Genomic DNA, 19,365 nt, shown 5'->3' with positions numbered 1-19,365 from the left:
GGTATTACCAATTAAATGCAGGTAAATAATTCTTCTTCATTAATTGTGGCAATATCGGTTAAGATTTCTAGCCAAGCTGGAATGGCTAATTCGGTTTGTGAATCTCTTGCAGCAATATATCTTAGTAGTGCTTCTTTTTTGGAAAGGTTTTGCAAGCTGGGAATAATTTGATCTAAAATTCCATTGATTTCTATATTTACTTGCTGATTGCTTTCACTGACATATTGCACAAGGTGAAGACTAGCACTAGCGGTAATTTCATCTCGCAGTCGTAATACGAAAAGTTGATGATTGACACTTCTTGATGGGTTTTGATTTCTTTCTGGTGACCAATCAAAAATTTGCCCAACACTGTGTTTTTCGTCTTGTCTAGCTAGGGGAAAAATACTTTCTGGTTTGATGGTTTGATTATGGTTATTGATTTCGGCAATAATTGCTTCTTTCCATTGACGAGGATCAGATCCTAGTAACAGTTTATAAAATAAATCTGCTTCTTCAAGTCCAAATTTTGATTCAATTTCTTGTTCCATTTCTGGCTGAAGAATGGCTTGTAGTTTTTCTCGTTCTAAGGTGATTTGATGTGCCAATGAGCTTAATAAGTCTATCACGGCTTGACGAATGCGATCGCTCGCAAAGTTCTCCAGTTCTCTAACTGTTTTCTCAAAGGCTGGATAAAAGTCATCACTCTTAGTCGGTATGGAGGTATTAACCCGATTTCCTCTATCAAATAATTTCCCCGCTGCACCTTTAAATTCTGCTAAGGTAATTGTGCCATTTTGGATTTTATTAAATAATAATGTCCACTGACTCCAATTCAAAATTTTTAAAGTTAGTTCATCTTTAATGACATCAGTAACTACAATACCTCGGCGGTCTTTCAACTGTTCTTTACCTAAATCTTTTTGAAAGTTTCTGTAGGTTCTATCTAAACTTTCTATAGCTAATCTCAATTCTAGTAAAGCCGGAGTATCAACTGTTGGTATACCTTGTTCGTGAATTTCGGCAATAATTTCTTTGAGATATTCTTGTTGTTGACGAATACCATCAGCCGCCCGACGGGTATCTTCATATAATTGCTTTAGTCCGTGATTAGCAACATGAGTTTGAATTAGTTCTCTTAATTTACTAATACCACCATCTTGAGCAAAATAACCCAATTGTTTCCCTAATTGATTTCTCCCATCTGCTGCTAATAAAGATTCACTTAAATCTCTCCATTTCTGTTGTAATTTTTTCGGTCTTTCCAGATATTCTGGATAATCTAAATTAGCGAGAAATTCCTCAGAACCTGCTTTCACTTGACCAGAACGTTTGGCTAATTCAGCTAATCCTAACAGGGGTGATAATAAAACAATTCTGTCTTTTTGACTGGTAAATGCTTCCGCTCCATCAATAATGGTTTTGAGAACTTTTAATTTTTGGAAAACTGTATTTGTTTGTAACGGTTGAGAATCAGATTGATTATTAATTAATAAATCTAGTTCTCTTTCTCCACCTTCACTTTCTAAAGGCAGTTGATCAAAACGTCCCACACCGACGAGAATTAAATCCTTGAGGTCTTGTCCTGGGCGTTGTTGCTGCATCATTGTGAAGATTTTATGGGCGCGATCGCTCCCCGGTGATTTACCATTCAGTAAGACTAGAATTGTCTGTACTTGTGCCAATTCTCGCAACGATAAAAATGTATCCCTAGCCCCAGAATTAGCAGCACCCAACCCCGGAAAATCCAACAACACAAATTCTTCTGCACCCGTAACATCCCAAATTTCCCGTGATATTTTCACTTCAATATCAACGCGACGAATTAAGAGAAAACTGGTTTGTAATAATTGCGTTCCTAATCGTTGTGGCGCATTTGGTAAGCGAACATTCGCCGCTGGTAAATCCTCAAACTTGAGAGATTGAATCGCCATTGGCATTTCTGCCAGTTGTAAACCCTCACGAGCAGTAATGCCATCAATTTGGTAAAAGCGACCGCATAAAGCCTCACCATAAGCCTGATAAGCCCGCAAAAATAACACTAACTCCCGCACCAAATAACGCAACTCTAAATTATTTGAGCTTTTCCAAACTTCCTCACACCAAATACTGATATCCTTACCGGTTTTAATTTTAGCTACCTGTAAAGGTGTCACCCCAGCGGACGTAGCGCGACGGTTTGCTTCTTTGAGAATGAAGTGTAAGCACTCATTTACCCCTTCATGGGATAAATATTCCACCGTATAATTATTTACTTGAGTAGTTGCAAAATCATCCTGGGTTTTAATATGAATAGCTGTGACATTACCTGTTGTCGGATTTTCACTCACAGGTAAAGCATCTGCATAACCAATCAGACTGCCTAGCAGCAAACTTTTTCCGCTGCTAAACTCCCCCATTACGCCAATTTTCACTGGTGAGTTGGCTAGTTCAACAGTTTTCTGTGCCGCCTCTCGCAGCCGCAACAGACAATCATCAAGGCTAGTGGGAACCCAATCTTCCTCTTGGGAAGGGCGTTGGGGAACTGAGTCAATTTTGCGGAGGATAAATTCACCGTACTCTTTCAATCGCGCCAGCTTGTCTGGTTCCATAGAGTAGTCTTTCGTTTGAGTTCATTTTCACAACTGGGTTATAACACAAAACCCAGAAACCACCACCACTGATACAACAAAAACAGACAAGACTGTTCGGTTAAGGCAATGGTTTACGAATAATCTTTAACAAAAAACATACATGACTTGTTAAAGCAGAAGATAATGTTATTTAGAGAACTCCACAAAAAAGATAATCCAATGTTGTGGGATGGGCATCTTGCCCGTCCTTGTATTATTAGCGGGCAAGATGCCCGCACCACAAGAAATTTTGAGATATTTTTTTAATTGGAGAACTCTTAATTTTGTTCAATTTGTCAATTATTGACCACCAGAAAAAAACAAAGGTAAAATAAATGCTGAGATAATTCCCCCTAAGACAATTACCTCAATAATTTGCAATAATAAACCACCCTTCATAAACTGATTAATTTCTTCCCGAAGATTATGGGAAAAATTACCCAACCAAACACAGAGACGACTATACCAGTTAGTAGGACTATCTTCTGGACGGAATTTCCAGGATAATATTGATAATAATAATGGCGCACCACCAACTTTAGCCGACATCAAAACATGAATTGCTAAACAAAAAATTATGATTACCCAAGCTATGAGATGAGCATAATACCAAACATGATCAAGTTCTCCTAGTGGTAGCCATTCTTCCTTCATCATTCTCCCAGATACCACCACTAAAACAGCAGCAAGCAACATTTTAGTATTCACTAAACGTTGCAGACTTACCCACCAAATTGGTTTACCAAATTGAGTTAGATTTTGGATAGAGTCTGGTTGTAACAGTCGTCTTTTTCCAGCATGAAAACTATAAACAGCAAAAAATGGCAGTAAAATCAAGAAAAATACTGCTAATGTCCCATGAATATCCTGTATAGGATTGATTTTGGGAATTGCGATATATCCAAATCTTTTGTCAAAAGTATTGTAAACTAAGAATCCGCTAATAATTGCACCAATTCCTAAAATCCCGCTTATACCATGCAGGATTCGGAATATTAATGGTTGATAGGGGGCTGAACGATTCATAAGTTGATATAGTAAGTTTCCACAAAAGCTAATTTTAGCTGAGTATATTAAAACATAGGATTTATATTACAGCAAATTGCAGATTAATTAGGTACAGGATCTAAATTTAAAGCCGAACAGTAGGTTGGGTTGAATGAAGTGAAACCCAACATTCGCAGTAATATAGTAAGAGTTTGTTGGGTTTCCTTGCGTCAACCCAACCTACAATAAATGTTGTTTTACTGAATCCTGAATTCTGCTATATTCCCTCTGCAAACTCAAATAACATGAATATCAAAAGTCCTCTCCGTTATCCTGGTGGAAAATCAAGAGCAATTAAAAGCATCGCTGAATGTCTTCCAGAAAAGTTTTCTGAATTCAGAGAACCTTTTGTTGGTGGTGGTTCAGTTTTCATTTATCTCAAACAACGATTTCCCAATTTAAAGATTTCCATTAACGATTTAAACCCAGAATTATTTTTATTTTGGCATTTGGCAAAATCTGATTTACCAAAATTAGTTTCCGCAGTTCGTCAAGTTAAAGAAAATTCTCAAGATGGAAAATTACTTTTTGCCGAATTAGCTCATGTAAATGTTAACACCTTATCAGAGTTAGAAAGAGCGGTCCGGTTTTTTGTTCTGAATAGAATTACATTTTCTGGAACTATAGAATCCGGTGGATTTTCTTTAGAATCTTTTCATAAAAGATTTACCAATTCATCAATAGATAGACTAGAAAAATTAGAAAATATACTAACACAAGATATCAAAGTTACTAACTTAGATTATAGCCATCTGATTAATGAACCAGGAAAAGAAGTATTCATATTTTTAGATCCTCCTTATGTTAAAGCCGAAAAATCTAAATTATATGGAAAAAAAGGAGATTTACATACAGGATTTGATCATCAAAGATTTGCTTCAAATTTAAAACAATGTCCCCATAACTGGTTAATTACCTATGACGATTGCCCAGAAATCAGAGAAAACTTTAAATGGGCAAATATCATTACATGGGAATTACAATATGGCATGAATAACTATAAACAAAAAAAAGCCGAAAAAGGCAAAGAACTATTTATTAGTAATTATCAGATCCCCGACTTCTTAAAGAAGTCGGGGATCTAAACCTCTAAATCTGGTAAAATCACATTCAACATCATAAAAAAGCCGAACAATGGATTTTACTATTTGGTCTAACTTACTCAAACAATTATTGGAACGGCAATCATTATCCCGGACTCAAGCCGCAGAATTGATGCAAGGATGGATAAATGAAACGATTCCCCCAGAACTGTCAGGGGCAATTTTAATGGCCTTGAACTTTAAAGGAATTTGTGCTGAAGAATTAACAGGAATGGCAGAAGTATTAAAATCCCTGTCTTCTATATCCATGAACAAGGGCGGGGAAACACCGTCCCAACGGTTAATTGATACTTGTGGTACAGGTGGTGATGGGGCATCAACCTTTAATATTTCCACCGCTGTCGCCTTTGTAGTGGCTGCTGCTGGTGTACCTGTGGCTAAACATGGTAGTCGTTCTGCTTCCAGTCTCACGGGAAGCGCGGATGTTTTAGAAGCCTTGGGAGTAAATTTGACTGCTGCCAGTGAAAAAGTCCAAGCAGCAGTGCAAGAGGTAGGAATTACATTTTTATTCGCCCCTGGGTGGCATCCAGCCCTGAAAGCCGTTGCCCCATTACGGCGAAATCTCAAAGTGCGGACTGTGTTTAATTTACTAGGACCTTTAGTAAATCCCCTGAATCCTACTGGTCAGGTAATTGGTGTTTTTGATCCTCAACTGATAGAAACCGTTGCTGAAGCCTTAAATCTCTTGGGAACACAAACAGCGGTGGTTCTCCATGGACGAGAAAAATTAGATGAAGCTGGTTTGGGCGATATTACCGATTTGGCGATTTTAAAAGATGGTAAAGTATTCCTAACTACTGTTGATCCCCAGGAAATTGGTGTGATTCCTGCTCCCATTACCGCTGTTAAGGGTGGTGACGCACAAGAAAATGCGGTGATTCTTAAAAAAGTTTTGCAAGGGAAAGGCACACAAGCGCAACAAGATATAGTGGCGTTAAATGCTTCCCTGGCATTGCAAGTAGCAGGTGTAGTTCCCTGGCTAAATCATGCCCAAGGGGTGACTGTAGCTAAAGAAATTTTACAAAGCGGTAGCCCTTGGACAAAGCTGGAACATTTAGTGGATTTTCTGAAGGATTAGCTTCTGAGTGGCCTTGGGGACGAAATTCTACGACATTACGTTTGATAGTTACATCGTAATTACCGAAAAAGTCATGTCCTAAAAGTCCTGTTTCTAATTCTGTACCAGCGATCGCTACTGGGACCTTATTTACGATCATGCCCCCGGCTTCCATAGAATCAAGATAGCCAATGGGGAATTCTACCGCTTTGGCACTGGCAGTATTCGCTTTAGCTTTGCCGACAGTAACTACACCCAAAGCCGCTGCTATCTTCTGGGTAATCACAGTCCCACTCGCCCCCGTATCTACAATCATCTCAAACTGCTGTGTCCCATTGAAAGTAACTTCAATAATTGGTGTACCACCAACTCGCCGTTTAATTGGGGCAATAAATACCTCGTGGTTGCGAGGGAGGGTGGGTAGTGGCGAGAAACTAGGCTTAGATTTAGATAAGGATGGTTTTAGAGCTTTATCAGAGGGACGAGCCGAAATTATCCCATTACCCGGTAGTTGAGGAACCTCAATGACCACTGATTGCGGCTGAGTTACAGAAGATGCTAAATTTTTGGGGTAAGCCTTCCGGCGAGCTAAGGCAACTTGACGGCGGTATTCAAGGATTTGACGTTGAGCAAAGGCAAAATTGCCACTATTGCGCCTAACTTGCTTCATCAGAGCGATCGCATCTTGCCACTGATTCACCACCAACTTCCAATCATCCACAGATACAGCGGATTGGCTGATACTTTTAGCACCAGCAGCTTTATCTAGTGCCATTTCCAAAGAACTTAATTGGGTGGAAGCAGATGCTCGTGGCGTTGAATTTGGACTAGCTAACAGTTGTTTACGTTGACTGGAAGAACGGATAGCTGCCAAACTCCCATTTGATAAAGATTGTTTAGACTCACCAGCTATCTTTGTCTGCTGATCTTGATTACAAGCAACAGTCAAAACCGCTAAACTAACGGAACAAAAAATGAGGGCTGTCCGGGACAAAAAATACTGAAGCATAGTGAATGTTTTAACCGCCCTGGCTGCTCTTCCCAAGTGTACTCCTCCCACCCAATTAAAAATGCTTGACTATTGAATCATTTTAAAATTAAAGTTTTGATTGGGAATTTCTGGTAATTTTATATACATATACATGATTTTTTTGTAAAGGATTGTATAGTAATGACAGGAAGGTTTTGAGTTTTCGATCAATATGTAGAATATATTGTCTATTTGGCATTATCCAGATATTATCCGTGAGGAGTTATATTCTCTAGAAAGGTATTTAAGGTTGTCATTTATATACAAGTAGAGGTATTAACCATGTCTAGCGCAGTGTTAATTGATTTTGAGCAAATTTATCAAGTTCGGGGTAAGAAGGTTGCTTCTACTTCAAAATTTGATGAAATTGCTTCACGTTTAAAGAAAGCATCTAGAGAGATCAAGACTGAATGGAACAATTTATCTTCTGAACAACGTGATTACTTAACAGATTTTGCCTACTCTTTTATTGAACCAACGCAGGGAGCTACAGGGTTTTTGGATATCCTCAAATCAAAAATTTATTTGCTTTTTTTGAATCTTAGCTCCCAAAGAGAATCTTTTGATGCTTGTATTGATGCTATTGATTTCTTGGTTGATACAATTCTTGATTGTATTGAGCAAGATGATCCCGGCTATCAGGCTGTTTTATCTGATACTTTAGAGGAATTGCGTTTAAATTACGAACGGATTCCAGAAGTAAAGCCGGAGGATAGTAGTGCCTGGTTGCGAAATATATTCGATAAGGCCATTGCAGAAGTTTGAGATTAGTCTTGTTAAACTTGTTAAAACTCACTACAAAAAAAATAAAAGAGCTAGAGATTCATTTGAGACTTTGATACAAAAGTATATAGAGACTCTTGCAAAAGATCCGCTTTTTGATGAATCAGATAGCGAGAATTTTCCTAAAGGTGCTTACAAACCAGATTTTGAATTTAGAAAAATTCGGTTTTTGATGCCAGAACTTCAAGGTGCTTCTCGTAGAGGCCGATTTATGTATGTTGTTCATCAAAATTCTTGTTCTGTCTATCCTGTATGGGTTTATACCCATGAAGAATACCCTAAAAGACCTAGCGACCAGGACTTGAAAGAGCAACTGACAATTATAGAAATGAATATTGTAGATATAGACTCTCCACCTTCATAAACCATGAGAAGATATACCTTTGCTGTCTTCTAAAAAAATAAGTTATAGAAGATATAAAACCCTCTTTTCTCTCCAATTACTAATTACAAATGATCTATGTCCTTATCTGACGCAGTACCTGCTCTACTTGTCCTAGCAGATGGCTCTACTTATCGTGGTTGGTCTTTCGGCGCTACAGGAACTGCCATTGGCGAAATCGTGTTCAACACTGGTATGACCGGATATCAAGAAGTGTTAACCGATCCTAGTTACTGTGGACAAATCGTCATTTTTACCTATCCCGAAATAGGAAACACTGGTATTAATTCCGAAGATGAAGAATCAAATCAACCCCATATTAAAGGAGCGATCGCTCGCAATATATGTCATAAACCTAGTAACTGGCGTTCCACCCAATCCCTACCCAACTACCTGCAACAGCACCACATTCCCGGTATTTACGGCATAGATACCCGCGCCCTCACCCGGAAAATTCGGATGTTTGGAGCCATGAATGGCGGCATTTCCACCGCAATTCTCGACGAAACAGAATTGTTAGAAATGGTACAAGCAGCACCCAACATGACAGGCTTAAACCTAGTCAAAGAAGTCACCACACCAACCGTTTACGAATGGATGGAAGCCACAACCACCCCTTGGGAATTCAACCCCGAAGCCGTAGCTAAAATTAGCGAAACCTTCACCGTCGTCGCCCTAGACTTTGGAGTCAAGCGGAATATCTTACGCCGTCTCGCCAGTTATGGATGTCGCGTCATAGTTGTTCCTGCCGATACACAACCAGAAGAAATTCTCAAATACAATCCAGATGGTATTTTCCTCTCCAACGGACCAGGAGACCCCGCCGCCGTCACAGAAGGTATCAACACCACCAGAGCCTTGCTAGAGAGCCAAAAACCCATATTTGGCATTTGCATGGGACACCAAATTTTAGGTCATGCCCTGGGAGCAGAAACCTTTAAACTAAAATTTGGACATCGCGGTTTAAATCAACCTGCCGGCTTACAAGAAAGAGTGGAAATTACCAGCCAAAACCACAGTTTTGCCTTGAACCCAGACTCCTTACCCACAGCCACAGTTGAAATCAGCCATTTGAACCTCAATGATCTGACCGTAGCTGGAGTCCGTCACAAGACCCTACCTGTGTTTTCTGTCCAGTACCACCCAGAAGCCAGTCCTGGACCCCATGATGCCGATTACTTATTTGAGCAGTTTGTACTAAAAATGCAAGCAGCACGGCAATAAATTTTAGATTTGGGATTGCCGATTTTAGAAGAGCATCCGGTAAGCGTAAAGCGAGCGTGTCTTTAGACCTGAGATACAAGCGACACTTCGACAAGCTCAATGACCGCTCGTGCGGTTTTAACCGCATAGAGTCTTTTTTTCATGAAGATTGGTTGAGGTGCGCGAAGTTTTGTTATCTTTGCTCTCAATGGTGTTATACTGTTCACAACAGGAATGGTAATCAACCTGTATAAAAACCTAACTGCCTAACCGCAATCTGTACCTTGACTCTTGTTGATATGGGGTTCTATTCCATAGTTCTAGTGACTGCCCTCCGAATAGGTAAAATCTTCATGGGAGCTAGACGACACAGAATTTAAACTCAATCAAAATTTGCAGTAATGCAACTACCTTCGGGCAGGGGGAAAGTTAACGCTTGGGGAGAGAACCACCTCTGGCTTAGATACCGCAAGGGTTCTAAGTTAAGTGGACTCGTTGAACCAAGAATCTCAGTGGCTTTAGCCAGTGAGAGTGTCAAATTCACAAACTTGGATTCATGCCAGCAGAGGTAAAGCATAAACCCATAAACCCCAAAAAATCTAAAATCTAAAATCTAAAATTCCCAGGTCATGATGGACATTGGTAACTAGTAAAAAATTTTGCCAGTTCCCAACATAGACAAATTGCTCAAAAACCATCTATACTAGAACGTTTACTTTTAGTAAAAAGAACGAGGAGAAAATCATAGCTGAACCATTAAATCTAACCGTGAGCCTGAGAGGTACACGCGAAGTCCGCGATAGCTGTCAGCTATTACGCCTCACAGGTTTATTAGACGCTTTCTCTGAGCCGACATTCACTAAAGTAATTGGCAGTAAAATCGAGGAAGGTCCAAAAAACATCATTTTAGACCTCTCACGTATTGACTTTGTGGATAGCTCTGGCTTAGGTGCGCTTGTAAGACTAGCCAAACTGGCTAAACCTGAATCTCAAAGTGAAGGCAGTTTCCAAATTGTCACTAATGCTCGTGTCACCCAAACGGTTAAGCTTGTTCGTTTAGAAAAGTTTCTCTCCCTACAAGTTTCAGTTGAGGCAGCCCTAGAAAACATCCCAGCAGATTGATTGCTTGAATGGAAAATCTAAATTAAGCTATCCGATGTCAAATCTGGATAGCTTAATTTTTGGATTACAGTAGAAGTTAGGAGTCTCTTTCCGTATGGCTTTTATCTCAGATTCTGGATCTCATTCAACTACACACCCCCATCTCAAAGAAGAACCCCCATTTAATGTATTATGTTGAGAGTTAAATATAATTTAAGTTGTTTTAGATAATGACGGCAAAAATTGTCTCCCGATGTAGTGCTTTCTTAAGGAATGATTAATCTGTGAAGTCCAAGGAGGAAACAGGCGAACACGAAGAAGATGAAACCGCTACACAGCATTCATCAGAGATTTACCCGTGGTTGGTAAATGCGACGCAACTACCCCAGCAAATATCCCCAGCCCAAATAAAACAGATATCTCCTTCAGCATTAGCCTACTTGGGGGACGCAATTTACGAATTATATGTTAGAATGTTTTATCTGTGGCCACAACAACGATTGGAAAATTACCATCGTTCCGTAGTGGATCAGGTAAGAGCAGAAACACAAGCGCTACATTTGCGAATGTTAACTCCTTACTTGAGGAGTAACGAATTAGAAATTGTTCGCAGAGGTCGTAACTCTGCTACGAGTCGTCATAAACGACTAAATCCCGAAATTTATCAACAGGCAACTAGTTTAGAAACCTTAGTTGGCTACCTATATCTTACTGATTACCCCCGTTTAACCGAGCTATTACAAAAACTTCCCCTAGAGAAATAGTGAGAAGCTACATCTGGCGATTGTTACTGATTTGTAATGGTTCATTAAATTGATGTCATCGGGCTGTTCACTCATTTAAATCAAACCTCAATACTGTTATGACAAGTCAACCAAAGAAAAATCATGCCGGCGGACAACCAAAACGTGGTCAGCCAGTGAAAATCAAGGGCAAACGCGTTGTGCCTCAACCTAGCCGTAATCAAGGCAAAAGTGATGGTAAACCCCTTTCCGTTAAACCCCGGACATCTCGCTATGCTTCTGAACCATCTCCAGAAGTTAGAGGAGACAGAGAAGGTAAATCCTATTCTGCAAAACCCCGCTCTCGCTACGGTTCTGAACCATCCCCAGAGGTTAGGGTAGACAGAGAAGGTAAATCCTATTCTGCTAAACCTCGCTCTCGCTACGGTTCTGAACCATCCCCAGAAGTTAGAGGAGACAGAGAAGGTAAATCCTATTCCGCAAAACCCCGCTCTCGCTATGGTTCTGAACCATCCTCAGAAGGTAGAGGAGACAGAGAAGGTAAATCATTCTCAGTTAAACCTCGGACATCTCGCTACGGTTCTGAACCATCCCCAGAAGGTAGAGGAGACAGAGAAGGTAAATCATTCTCAGTTAAACCTCGCTCTCGCTACGGTTCTGAACCATCCCCAGAAGTGAGAGGAGACAGAGAAGGTAAATCATTCTCAGTTAAACCCCGCTCTCGCTACGGTTCTGAACCATCCCCAGAAGGTAGAGGAGACAGAGAAGGTAAATCATTCTCAGTTAAACCCCGCTCTCGCTACGGTTCTGAACCATCCTCAGAAATCACCTTAGCAAATGAAGGTAAATCCTTCACCAGTAGATATCGTCCTTCTTATCAGTCTTCCCAGGAACTTCCAGAAATTACATCCACAGAAGAGACTGATTTAATCTATGGTCGTCATCCAGTTTTGACGGCGTTGGAAAATGAACGCAGTATTAACCGTCTTTGGATTACTACTCGTCTTCGTTATGATCCCAGATTCCATCATTTGATTTTGCAAGCCAAGGATAATGGCGCAGTGATTGATGAAGTTGAACCAATGCGGTTAGACCAAATTACTGGTCGCGCTAACCACCAAGGAATAGCGGCTCAAATTGCTCCTTATGCCTATATTGAATTAGAAGACCTGATTGCTAAGTCCAAATCTATTACTGATCCTGTCATTGTAGTTGCTGATGGTATTACTGATCCCCATAATTTAGGGGCGATTATTCGCACGGCGGAAGCTATTGGCGCTCATGGTTTGGTGATTCCCCAAAGAAGAGCAGCGGGAATTACTTCTACTGTCGTAAAAGTGGCGGCAGGTGCATTAGAAACCTTTCCTGTATCTAGAGTTGTCAACCTGGGTCGCGCTTTAGAACAGTTAAAAGAACAAGGCTTTTGGATTTATGGAACTGCGGTTACAGGTAGCGAACCATTACAAAGTGTTAAGTTTAGCGGACCGGTGGTTTTAGTTGTGGGTGGTGAAGGCGAAGGTCTGGGGATGTTGACACAACGTTCCTGTGATGTTTTGGTGTCTATTCCCTTACAAGGTAAGACTCCTAGCCTCAATGCGTCGGTGGCAACTGGTATGGCACTTTACGAAATTTATCGTCAAAAATCGCAGAATACACTGTATCTTGATAAACTACAGACAATTGCTTTGAAAAAACAATAGTACAAAAGCTGATCTCGTGGATATTTGTCTGCGAAGTCAGCAACTGTAAAAGACAATAAATTTAATCTATTTGCACACGCCCAGTTATCACGTTTATAAATCGGCGAAAACTATGACAACGATTTGGCATAACTTCCAAGAGAGGTTAATTAGTACATTCAATGGACTCGGTCTTGCTTGGTGGGTAGAAGTTGTTACACAAAATCCCAGTTGTACATACTACTTCGGTCCATTTTTCAGTTCTGCGGCAGCTACTAAAGCCAGCAATGGCTATGTAGAGGATTTGGAAATTGAAGGGGCGCAGGGAATTATAGTGAATATCAAACGCTGTAAGCCTACTGTTTTAACAATTGCTGAAGATTTGGGGGAATGGATTGACCGTAAAGTAAAGCCTGTCTTTAGCGGTCAAAATTAGTCTAATTACCAATTCCAGAGGCTGTTATCGTTCCCAGGCTAATCCTGGGAACGAGTTATGCCTAATTTAAACTTTCATGATTTGGTGGTTATTGGCTAACCAATTGTCAATGTCTCCTAATAACTGTTGGGGTATTTCCCAAGGAAAAAGATGGGCTGTGTTGGGGTAACATTGCCATTGGGAGTTGTTAATGTGTCGGGCTGTTTCTAAACTGGCATCAGCGGTAATGTGGCGATCTTGTTCACCAGCAAGCACTAGGCTGGGACATTGAATTTGCCAAAGGTCTGGGGTGCGATTATAACCTGCTCTAATGGCACTGTAGAGGGCATTTGTAGCGGCTGATGAGGTTTGTAAGTAGGCTGGTAGGGCATCCCTAGCTATGTAATTGTAAGCTGTGGATGTGTGTTGTTGAATCAAGTAGCGAAAGAGCGATCGCTTGCCAAAAGTATTAATATTCCATTGCCAACTGGGTTTCATATAGTTTAATATACCTGCAATTCCTGTATAAATATTGTCTTTCCAAGAAATTCGGGGATGATTGCCCCAAGGTCTAGCGGCTGTGGCTACTAAAATTAAGCCTGTGATGCGTTGGGGTAGACGCATGGCTAGTTCCATCGCTAAAATGCCTCCTAGCGACCATCCCAATACTAAGCATTTTTCTATTTTCAACCGATCTAATAGGGCTTCTATATCGTCTAAATGGTCTTGCATTGCAAATTTACCCTGAAACCGACTTTTGCCGTATCCGCGTAAATCTGGGGCAATGGTTTGGTAGTGTTGTGATAAATGATTGGTGAAGACGGAAAGGCTACGTCCCGAACCAGGATGTCCATGTAAACCAAGTATGGGAAATCCTTGACCTTGGGTGTAGAAGTTAAGTGGTACGGTTCTAGGTGTGTGATTTCCCATAAATGTCCATATAAGTTATGTTTCGCGCAATCTCTCTTAGAGATCCCGCAGGGTAGGCGCAAAGAAGCAAAGGCGCAAAGGTTAACTCTTTATTGGGCGTAGACCCTGCGCCCCTACGTTATTTATTTTTCGATGTAACCGCCAGCGTAAGTAATTACACACATAGTTGCATAGGTGATGTGATTGCCGTAAGCAACGCCAGTTGTATGAAAAGCTGGGTTAAAAATGTTTTTGCGATGGCCACGGGAGGGGACTCCATCATCAATTATCAATTGCATGATGATATCTGGGGCTGTTTTCTGACCATAGCTGATGTTTTCGCCGGCGGTGCTTTGCCATTGACCATAACGATTTAAACGGGTAAAGGGATCACTGCTGTCACTACCATTATGACCGATACCACCTTTTACGCCTTGGTCTTTGACGTGATCTTTTGCGGCTAAAGACATTCCTGTGGAGGGATGTAAGACAATGATGGGAGTGGTAGATTTAAGGAAAGCGATCGCCTCATCAACAGCTACAACTCCTTCTTTGGTTTGTAAATAGGAATTTGCCGCGATTTTGATTTTTGTGCCTTCAAATTTCTGTTTCCAGCTTTCTAGAAGTGGTATATAAGCGGCAGGATTTGTCCGCACCAGGTTCATTTCGGCAATTACTTTCTGTTCTAAATCGGAGAGAATGGTCAAATTTGCCTGAGTCATTGATTACCTACAGGTGGAAGATAGACGCTATGGGTTAATCATAAATCTTCCGTGTAAATCTTGAGAATCAAAAATCTATTTTTCTATATAACCACCAGCATAAGTAATTACACAGATAGTTCTGTACTGTTTATGAGAACCATAAGCCACACCAGTTACCCGAAAAGATGGATTAAAAATATTTTTCCGATGTCCACGAGAAGGTACACCATCATCAATTATTAGTTGCATGACAATATCTTGGGCTGTATTTGGTCCATAACTGATATTTTCCCCAGCGGTGTTTTGCCATTTACCATAACGATTGATGCGAGTGCTAGGGTTACTACCATCACTACCATTATGACCTGTTGCGCCCTTTGGTCTTTGGTCTTTAACATGATCTCGCGCACCTAAAGACATTCCTTTCGAGCTACGTAATGCACCAACGGGACGGACGGATTTTAAAAAAGTTATAGCTTCATCCACAGGTTTTACACCTTCTTGGGTAATTAAATAGGTATTACTAGAAATCTTGACGCGATTCCCCTGAAACCGTTTTTTATAATTTTCTATAATAGGTATATATGAACGGGGATTTGTTCTAACTTTGTTAGTTTCCGCAATTACTTGTTTTTCTAGGGTGGACAGATAATTTGTTTGTGCTAATGAAGTTTGATTATTTTTATTAGCAATCAGTGGCAGAGTAGATTCTGGATGTTTGAGTAATTGATCAGAAAAAGTTGTTGCCAGCGTAATAGGTAATAATACCAAAAATCCCAGGTAACGCATTCATAACCTCGTTTTTTGTTTAATGTAGTGATCTTTTTGGATAACTACTTATTACCTGTTGTAATCTTATTTGCTATTAAATGTAAAGTATGATCGGATTAATAATTTGATTTTTGAAATAGGTGAACACAATAAAACCAATCTGTGTAAAGAAAAGTAAAATCGCCCAAACCCTCTTCACTCTTGCCTCTTGCCTTGCCATAGGTTACTGAGCGAAGTCGAAGTAACGACAATTTTTAACGCCCACCTACTTAATTTATTCTGACTCCTGACTCGGTGACTCCTGCTTCAAAAGAGGAATTGAGAAGCGAAAAGTTATCCTCATCACTTCTCATAAGACTACTCCTTACACTTACTGTAATTAGAACACTTAATTAATAAGTGCCACCTCTAGCTAAAGGTGCAGATTTATTGGCAATAACCATGAAACTGGTATAAATTATTCCAAATCATCAGATTTTATTGTTTACCTTGCAATATTTCTTCTACTTCTGTGAGTTTTACAGGTCCAGCAAAATTTGGACTGGTGATAATAAAAGATGGTGTGCCACCTAATCCTAATTGTTGGGCTAATAATAGGTCTTTTTCAATGGATTTATTAGCTAATTTGCGATCATTGTCAAATTTTGTGAGGTTTAAATTGAGCTTTTTGGCAATATCTAAATATAAAGTCTCACCCAATTGTTTCTGATTGGTAAACAGGGCATCATGATATTCCCAAAACTTACCTTGTTTATATGCTGCTGTAGCTGCTGTAGCTGCGGGTAATGCTTGATCATGAATTTGATAAAGGGGAAAATGTTTATAAACTAAGGTGAATTTATTCGGATATTTTGCCAATAAATCTTTGAGTGTTTGATGTGCTTCGGCACAATAAGGACATTCAAAATCTGAAAATTCTATTAATACCGTTTTTGATTTGGTTGCACCAATTGTGGGAGAATCACCAATTACGGATTGAGGATTTGCTTGAAAATTATTGATAAATTCTTGCCGTGATTTTTGGATATTCTGTTGCTGTTGCTGCTGATATGCTGCCACAGATTCAATAATTATTTCTGGGTGTTTGCGGATAATTTCTAGAACTTGTTTTTCTAGTTGGGGGTCTATTTTAGTCTCAGCTTGGACGGGAAGTGACCAGCTTAATATCAGACAGATCAAGCTAACAATTGCTAAATTGCGAAAATGAGTAAAAATTTTGAACATTTGTCAAAGATAGATAACTAGCAATGTAATTTTATCAAGTAGCGGAGAAAACAGCAGTTGTAAAAATTATCTCTATGTCTTTTATCATTATCAGTATTATTGGTTTAAACTTGGCTGAATAGGGAAGAGATAGAGGGGTAGGGAGCAGGGGGAAATAATTACCAACTGACAACTGACCACACTAAACCAAAAACTTGGATTAATACAAAAATAAATTATGAACAGTAAAATTTTGGCAACATCTGTATTTTTACTCAGTGTGAGCTTATCAGGTGCAGTTCAAGCTGCAAGTTATGAGGATATTAGGCAGTTATTGGCAAATAAAAAGTGTCCAAAATGCTTTCTTGGTAACGCTGGATTAGTCATGGCTGATTTAGCTGGGGCAAATTTAAACGGTGCTAATCTTGTGGGTGCTAATTTAAGTCGGGCAAATTTAGCCGGTGCGGATTTGCGGGGTGCAAATTTAAGCGGTGCAAGTTTATTTGGTGTGAATTTAAGTGAGGCTAAACTCAGTGGTGCAAATTTAACTGGTGCTGATTTAAGAGATACCTATTTAATGAATGCTGAATTGAAAGGTGCGAATATTACAGGTGCAAATTTTCAAGGTGCGGTAGGAATACCTTCACAAATTGCTAAATCAGAAGATTTTTATGCTTGGGGTGTAGCAGCAGCAGAAAAGGGGAATCTTAAACCAGCTATTGATTATTTTAGCCAAGCGATCGCCCTTAAACCAGACTATGCCGGTGCATACTTAGCCCGTGGTATTGCTAGTTATCAAAGTTTAGACAGACAAAAGGCCTTACAAGATGCTCAAATAGCAGCAGAATTATTTGAAAAAGAAAAAAATACCGAAGGACTAAAAACAACGCAAGCTTTTATTACAGAATTAAAAACGCCTTACTCAGAAACAGTGAGTGCGGGTAAACCCAGCTTTATGGACTTTGTAGGGAATTTAGGTTCAGTCTTATTACAGTTTTTCCCCTTCTAGTCCCCATTTTATCCAGAAAATTAGGTTGAAAAGTCTTTTCTAATTACTTAAAAACAAGTATTATTGCTAGTAAGGATACTTAATCACTACCAAGACAATCATACTACTGACAAGATGGATATTAAGGATTTTCATAAAGCCACTAACCCCGCACGGACACTCAAGGCTCAGAATGTAGAAGATCAAAAATGTTATATTGACTTTTCTGAAGTGCGTGGTGAGGATATCATCAGCACTCTTAAAGATAGTATTACAATTTGGAATCCAGATGAGCCTACCTGTAACCTATTTACTGGACATATAGGTTGCGGTAAATCCACAGAATTATTACGGTTGCAGGTAGAATTAGAAGCAGCAGATTTTTATGTTGTCTATTTTGAATCTAGCAAAGACCTAGAAATTACAGATGTAGATATTGCTGATGTATTTTTAGCTATTGCTAGTCGCATTAGTAAAAGTCTTGAGGAAATTGTTCTCGAAGAACCGAAAAAATTTCAGGAATTACTTCAAGGTGCATGGAATATTTTAAACTCTGAAGTTACAGGTGTTAAAGGTAAATTTGCTGGTCAAGATATTGGTTATACTGTTGACGGACAAAAATTATCTTTGTCATTGGGTATTGGGGAAATCACCACCAAAATGAAAAGTGATCCCACATTAAGAACCAAAATAAATCAATATTTAGCACCACAGAAAACAAACTTAATAAAAGCAATTAATCAAGAACTTTTAGAACCTGCCATTTCTAAACTCAAACAACAGGGTAAAAATGGTTTAGTTGTCATAGTTGATAACCTAGACCGCATAGAGAACACGGTTAAACCCTGGGGTCGCACACAACAAGAATATATATTTGTAGACCAAGGTGAATATCTAACTCAACTTAATTGTCATGTCATTTATACCATGCCTTTAGCTTTGAAATTTTCCAATGAATATGGCATACTAACTCAACGATTTCCAGAACGCCCAAAAATATTACCAATGGTTCCTGTTAACTATTCAGATGGTAGCATCCATCAACGGGGATTAGCGCTAATGCGACAGATGATTTTAGCTAGAGCATTTCCTAATTTAGCCCCAGAAGACCGCTTAAATAAAATTACCGACATTTTTGATACTCCAGCAACTTTAGACCGTTTGTGTCAGGTTAGCGGTGGTCATGTGCGCGATATTTTAAAGTTATTAAACCCCTGGATTATGAAAGATAAAAAATTTCCTCTCCAGGGTAACACTTTAGAGCAGATTATTCGTGACCAACGTAACGACTTCTCATTAAGACTTTCTGCTGAAGAATGGCAATTATTACGTCATGTCAAAGAAACTAAGGAAGTTAGTGATGATTTAGGATATCAGAAATTAATCCGCAGTAGATTTGTCTTTGAATATCGAGATCAAGGTGAATTATGGTTTGATATCAATCCGATTTTAGCAGAATCGGAAAAATTGTCTGAATGAGGATTTTGTCTGAATCAGGATTTCCAGGATTAAAGGATTTGCAGGATTAATATTTTGTCTGATAGCGAAGCGTGGCGCAAGCCATATCAGGATATCCAGGATTTGAGGATTTGCAGGATTAATATTTTGTCTGATAGCGAAGCGTGGCGCAAGCCATATTAGGATTTTCGGGATTTG

Annotated in this window: 18 protein-coding genes; 11 read left to right on the top strand and 7 right to left on the bottom strand. The window is 39.5% G+C overall.

What is annotated here, in order from left to right; genetic code table 11:
• Positions 1 to 11: 11 nt before the first annotated feature.
• Both AA650_RS09645 and AA650_RS09640 read right to left on the bottom strand, forming a co-directional pair.
• Positions 12 to 2,570: a dynamin family protein gene (locus tag AA650_RS09645; RefSeq protein ID WP_053538849.1), complete on the bottom strand. Its 2,559-nt coding sequence runs from the start codon at positions 2,568 to 2,570 to the stop codon at positions 12 to 14.
• 321 nt (positions 2,571 to 2,891) lie between these two features.
• The gene (locus AA650_RS09640; protein ID WP_053538848.1) at positions 2,892 to 3,617 is read right to left on the bottom strand and encodes a cytochrome b/b6 domain-containing protein; all 726 of its coding nucleotides are present in this window, start codon (positions 3,615 to 3,617) and stop codon (positions 2,892 to 2,894) included.
• A 266-nt stretch (positions 3,618 to 3,883) separates the two neighbouring features.
• Here AA650_RS09640 and AA650_RS09635 point away from each other — a divergent pair, with 266 nt between their 5' ends.
• A complete protein-coding gene (locus AA650_RS09635; protein ID WP_053538847.1) occupies positions 3,884 to 4,723 on the top strand; it encodes a DNA adenine methylase in 840 nt (279 codons plus the stop codon).
• A gap of 49 nt (positions 4,724 to 4,772) precedes the next feature.
• Complete coding sequence (gene trpD / locus AA650_RS09630; protein WP_053538846.1) at positions 4,773 to 5,819, top strand: anthranilate phosphoribosyltransferase; 1,047 nt, start codon at positions 4,773 to 4,775, stop codon at positions 5,817 to 5,819.
• On the opposite strand, the gene AA650_RS09625 is transcribed toward trpD, so the two are convergent.
• Positions 5,749 to 6,807, bottom strand: coding sequence for a retropepsin-like aspartic protease family protein (locus tag AA650_RS09625; RefSeq protein ID WP_053538845.1), 1,059 nt, complete (start codon positions 6,805 to 6,807; stop codon positions 5,749 to 5,751). The genes trpD and AA650_RS09625 overlap by 71 nt on opposite strands.
• Before the next feature lie 303 nt (positions 6,808 to 7,110).
• Between AA650_RS09625 and AA650_RS09620 the strand changes: the two genes are divergently transcribed.
• From AA650_RS09620 to AA650_RS09590, 7 genes are all read left to right on the top strand, one after another.
• The gene (locus AA650_RS09620; protein WP_053538844.1) at positions 7,111 to 7,593 is read left to right on the top strand and encodes a hypothetical protein; all 483 of its coding nucleotides are present in this window, start codon (positions 7,111 to 7,113) and stop codon (positions 7,591 to 7,593) included.
• On the top strand, positions 7,580 to 7,975 hold the full coding sequence (locus AA650_RS09615) for a hypothetical protein (protein ID WP_199308551.1): 396 nt from the start codon (positions 7,580 to 7,582) through the stop codon (positions 7,973 to 7,975). Before AA650_RS09620 ends, AA650_RS09615 begins: the two co-directional genes overlap by 14 nt.
• Positions 7,976 to 8,071: 96 nt before the next feature.
• Complete coding sequence (gene carA, locus AA650_RS09610; RefSeq protein WP_053538842.1) at positions 8,072 to 9,217, top strand: glutamine-hydrolyzing carbamoyl-phosphate synthase small subunit; 1,146 nt, start codon at positions 8,072 to 8,074, stop codon at positions 9,215 to 9,217.
• Between the two features lie 747 nt (positions 9,218 to 9,964).
• Entirely contained in the window at positions 9,965 to 10,318 is a 354-nt protein-coding gene (locus AA650_RS09605) for an STAS domain-containing protein (protein ID WP_053538841.1), read from the top strand.
• A 263-nt stretch (positions 10,319 to 10,581) separates the two neighbouring features.
• Positions 10,582 to 11,061 (top strand): Mini-ribonuclease 3, encoded by a 480-nt coding sequence (locus AA650_RS09600; RefSeq protein WP_053538840.1) that lies wholly within the window; start codon positions 10,582 to 10,584, stop codon positions 11,059 to 11,061.
• A gap of 653 nt (positions 11,062 to 11,714) precedes the next feature.
• Complete coding sequence (rlmB, locus tag AA650_RS09595) at positions 11,715 to 12,740, top strand: 23S rRNA (guanosine(2251)-2'-O)-methyltransferase RlmB (protein ID WP_442853963.1); 1,026 nt, start codon at positions 11,715 to 11,717, stop codon at positions 12,738 to 12,740.
• A 112-nt stretch (positions 12,741 to 12,852) separates the two neighbouring features.
• The gene (locus AA650_RS09590; protein ID WP_027401408.1) at positions 12,853 to 13,155 is read left to right on the top strand and encodes a DUF1816 domain-containing protein; all 303 of its coding nucleotides are present in this window, start codon (positions 12,853 to 12,855) and stop codon (positions 13,153 to 13,155) included.
• A gap of 66 nt (positions 13,156 to 13,221) precedes the next feature.
• Here AA650_RS09590 and AA650_RS09585 read toward each other — a convergent pair whose 3' ends face one another.
• The 4 genes from AA650_RS09585 to AA650_RS09570 all read right to left on the bottom strand — a co-directional run bounded on the left by AA650_RS09585 (position 13,222) and on the right by AA650_RS09570 (position 16,742).
• A complete protein-coding gene (locus AA650_RS09585) occupies positions 13,222 to 14,064 on the bottom strand; it encodes an alpha/beta fold hydrolase (protein WP_053538839.1) in 843 nt (280 codons plus the stop codon).
• A 122-nt stretch (positions 14,065 to 14,186) separates the two neighbouring features.
• Positions 14,187 to 14,765: a CAP domain-containing protein gene (locus tag AA650_RS09580; RefSeq protein WP_053538838.1), complete on the bottom strand. Its 579-nt coding sequence runs from the start codon at positions 14,763 to 14,765 to the stop codon at positions 14,187 to 14,189.
• A gap of 75 nt (positions 14,766 to 14,840) precedes the next feature.
• The gene (locus AA650_RS09575) at positions 14,841 to 15,536 is read right to left on the bottom strand and encodes a CAP domain-containing protein (RefSeq protein WP_053538837.1); all 696 of its coding nucleotides are present in this window, start codon (positions 15,534 to 15,536) and stop codon (positions 14,841 to 14,843) included.
• A 459-nt stretch (positions 15,537 to 15,995) separates the two neighbouring features.
• Complete coding sequence (locus AA650_RS09570; protein ID WP_053538836.1) at positions 15,996 to 16,742, bottom strand: DsbA family protein; 747 nt, start codon at positions 16,740 to 16,742, stop codon at positions 15,996 to 15,998.
• 217 nt (positions 16,743 to 16,959) lie between these two features.
• On the opposite strand from AA650_RS09570, the gene AA650_RS09565 reads away from it, so the two are divergent.
• Both AA650_RS09565 and AA650_RS09560 read left to right on the top strand, forming a co-directional pair.
• On the top strand, positions 16,960 to 17,730 hold the full coding sequence (locus AA650_RS09565; protein ID WP_053538835.1) for a pentapeptide repeat-containing protein: 771 nt from the start codon (positions 16,960 to 16,962) through the stop codon (positions 17,728 to 17,730).
• A gap of 114 nt (positions 17,731 to 17,844) precedes the next feature.
• Entirely contained in the window at positions 17,845 to 19,188 is a 1,344-nt protein-coding gene (locus tag AA650_RS09560) for an AAA family ATPase (protein WP_053538834.1), read from the top strand.
• Positions 19,189 to 19,365: the final 177 nt, after the last annotated feature.

Origin of the sequence: Anabaena sp. WA102, from assembly GCF_001277295.1 — a bacterium.
GTDB classification, from domain to species: domain Bacteria; phylum Cyanobacteriota; class Cyanobacteriia; order Cyanobacteriales; family Nostocaceae; genus Dolichospermum; species Dolichospermum heterosporum.
The sequence above is the reverse complement of the archived record's forward strand: the minus strand, read 5'-3'. Positions and strand labels throughout refer to the sequence as shown.

Bases quoted from the DNA above. Each gene is read 5' to 3' on its own strand.
- AA650_RS09645 (WP_053538849.1), bottom strand. From the start codon at position 2,570: ATGGAACCAGACAAGCTGGCGCGATTGAAAGAGTACGGTGAATTTATC.
- AA650_RS09640 (WP_053538848.1), bottom strand. From the start codon at position 3,617: ATGAATCGTTCAGCCCCCTATCAACCATTAATATTCCGAATCCTGCAT.
- AA650_RS09635 (WP_053538847.1), top strand. From the start codon at position 3,884: ATGAATATCAAAAGTCCTCTCCGTTATCCTGGTGGAAAATCAAGAGCA.
- trpD (WP_053538846.1), top strand. From the start codon at position 4,773: ATGGATTTTACTATTTGGTCTAACTTACTCAAACAATTATTGGAACGG.
- AA650_RS09625 (WP_053538845.1), bottom strand. From the start codon at position 6,807: ATGCTTCAGTATTTTTTGTCCCGGACAGCCCTCATTTTTTGTTCCGTT.
- AA650_RS09620 (WP_053538844.1), top strand. From the start codon at position 7,111: ATGTCTAGCGCAGTGTTAATTGATTTTGAGCAAATTTATCAAGTTCGG.
- carA (WP_053538842.1), top strand. From the start codon at position 8,072: ATGTCCTTATCTGACGCAGTACCTGCTCTACTTGTCCTAGCAGATGGC.
- AA650_RS09590 (WP_027401408.1), top strand. From the start codon at position 12,853: ATGACAACGATTTGGCATAACTTCCAAGAGAGGTTAATTAGTACATTC.
- AA650_RS09585 (WP_053538839.1), bottom strand. From the start codon at position 14,064: ATGGGAAATCACACACCTAGAACCGTACCACTTAACTTCTACACCCAA.
- AA650_RS09580 (WP_053538838.1), bottom strand. From the start codon at position 14,765: ATGACTCAGGCAAATTTGACCATTCTCTCCGATTTAGAACAGAAAGTA.
- AA650_RS09575 (WP_053538837.1), bottom strand. From the start codon at position 15,536: ATGCGTTACCTGGGATTTTTGGTATTATTACCTATTACGCTGGCAACA.
- AA650_RS09570 (WP_053538836.1), bottom strand. From the start codon at position 16,742: ATGTTCAAAATTTTTACTCATTTTCGCAATTTAGCAATTGTTAGCTTG.
- AA650_RS09565 (WP_053538835.1), top strand. From the start codon at position 16,960: ATGAACAGTAAAATTTTGGCAACATCTGTATTTTTACTCAGTGTGAGC.
- AA650_RS09560 (WP_053538834.1), top strand. From the start codon at position 17,845: ATGGATATTAAGGATTTTCATAAAGCCACTAACCCCGCACGGACACTC.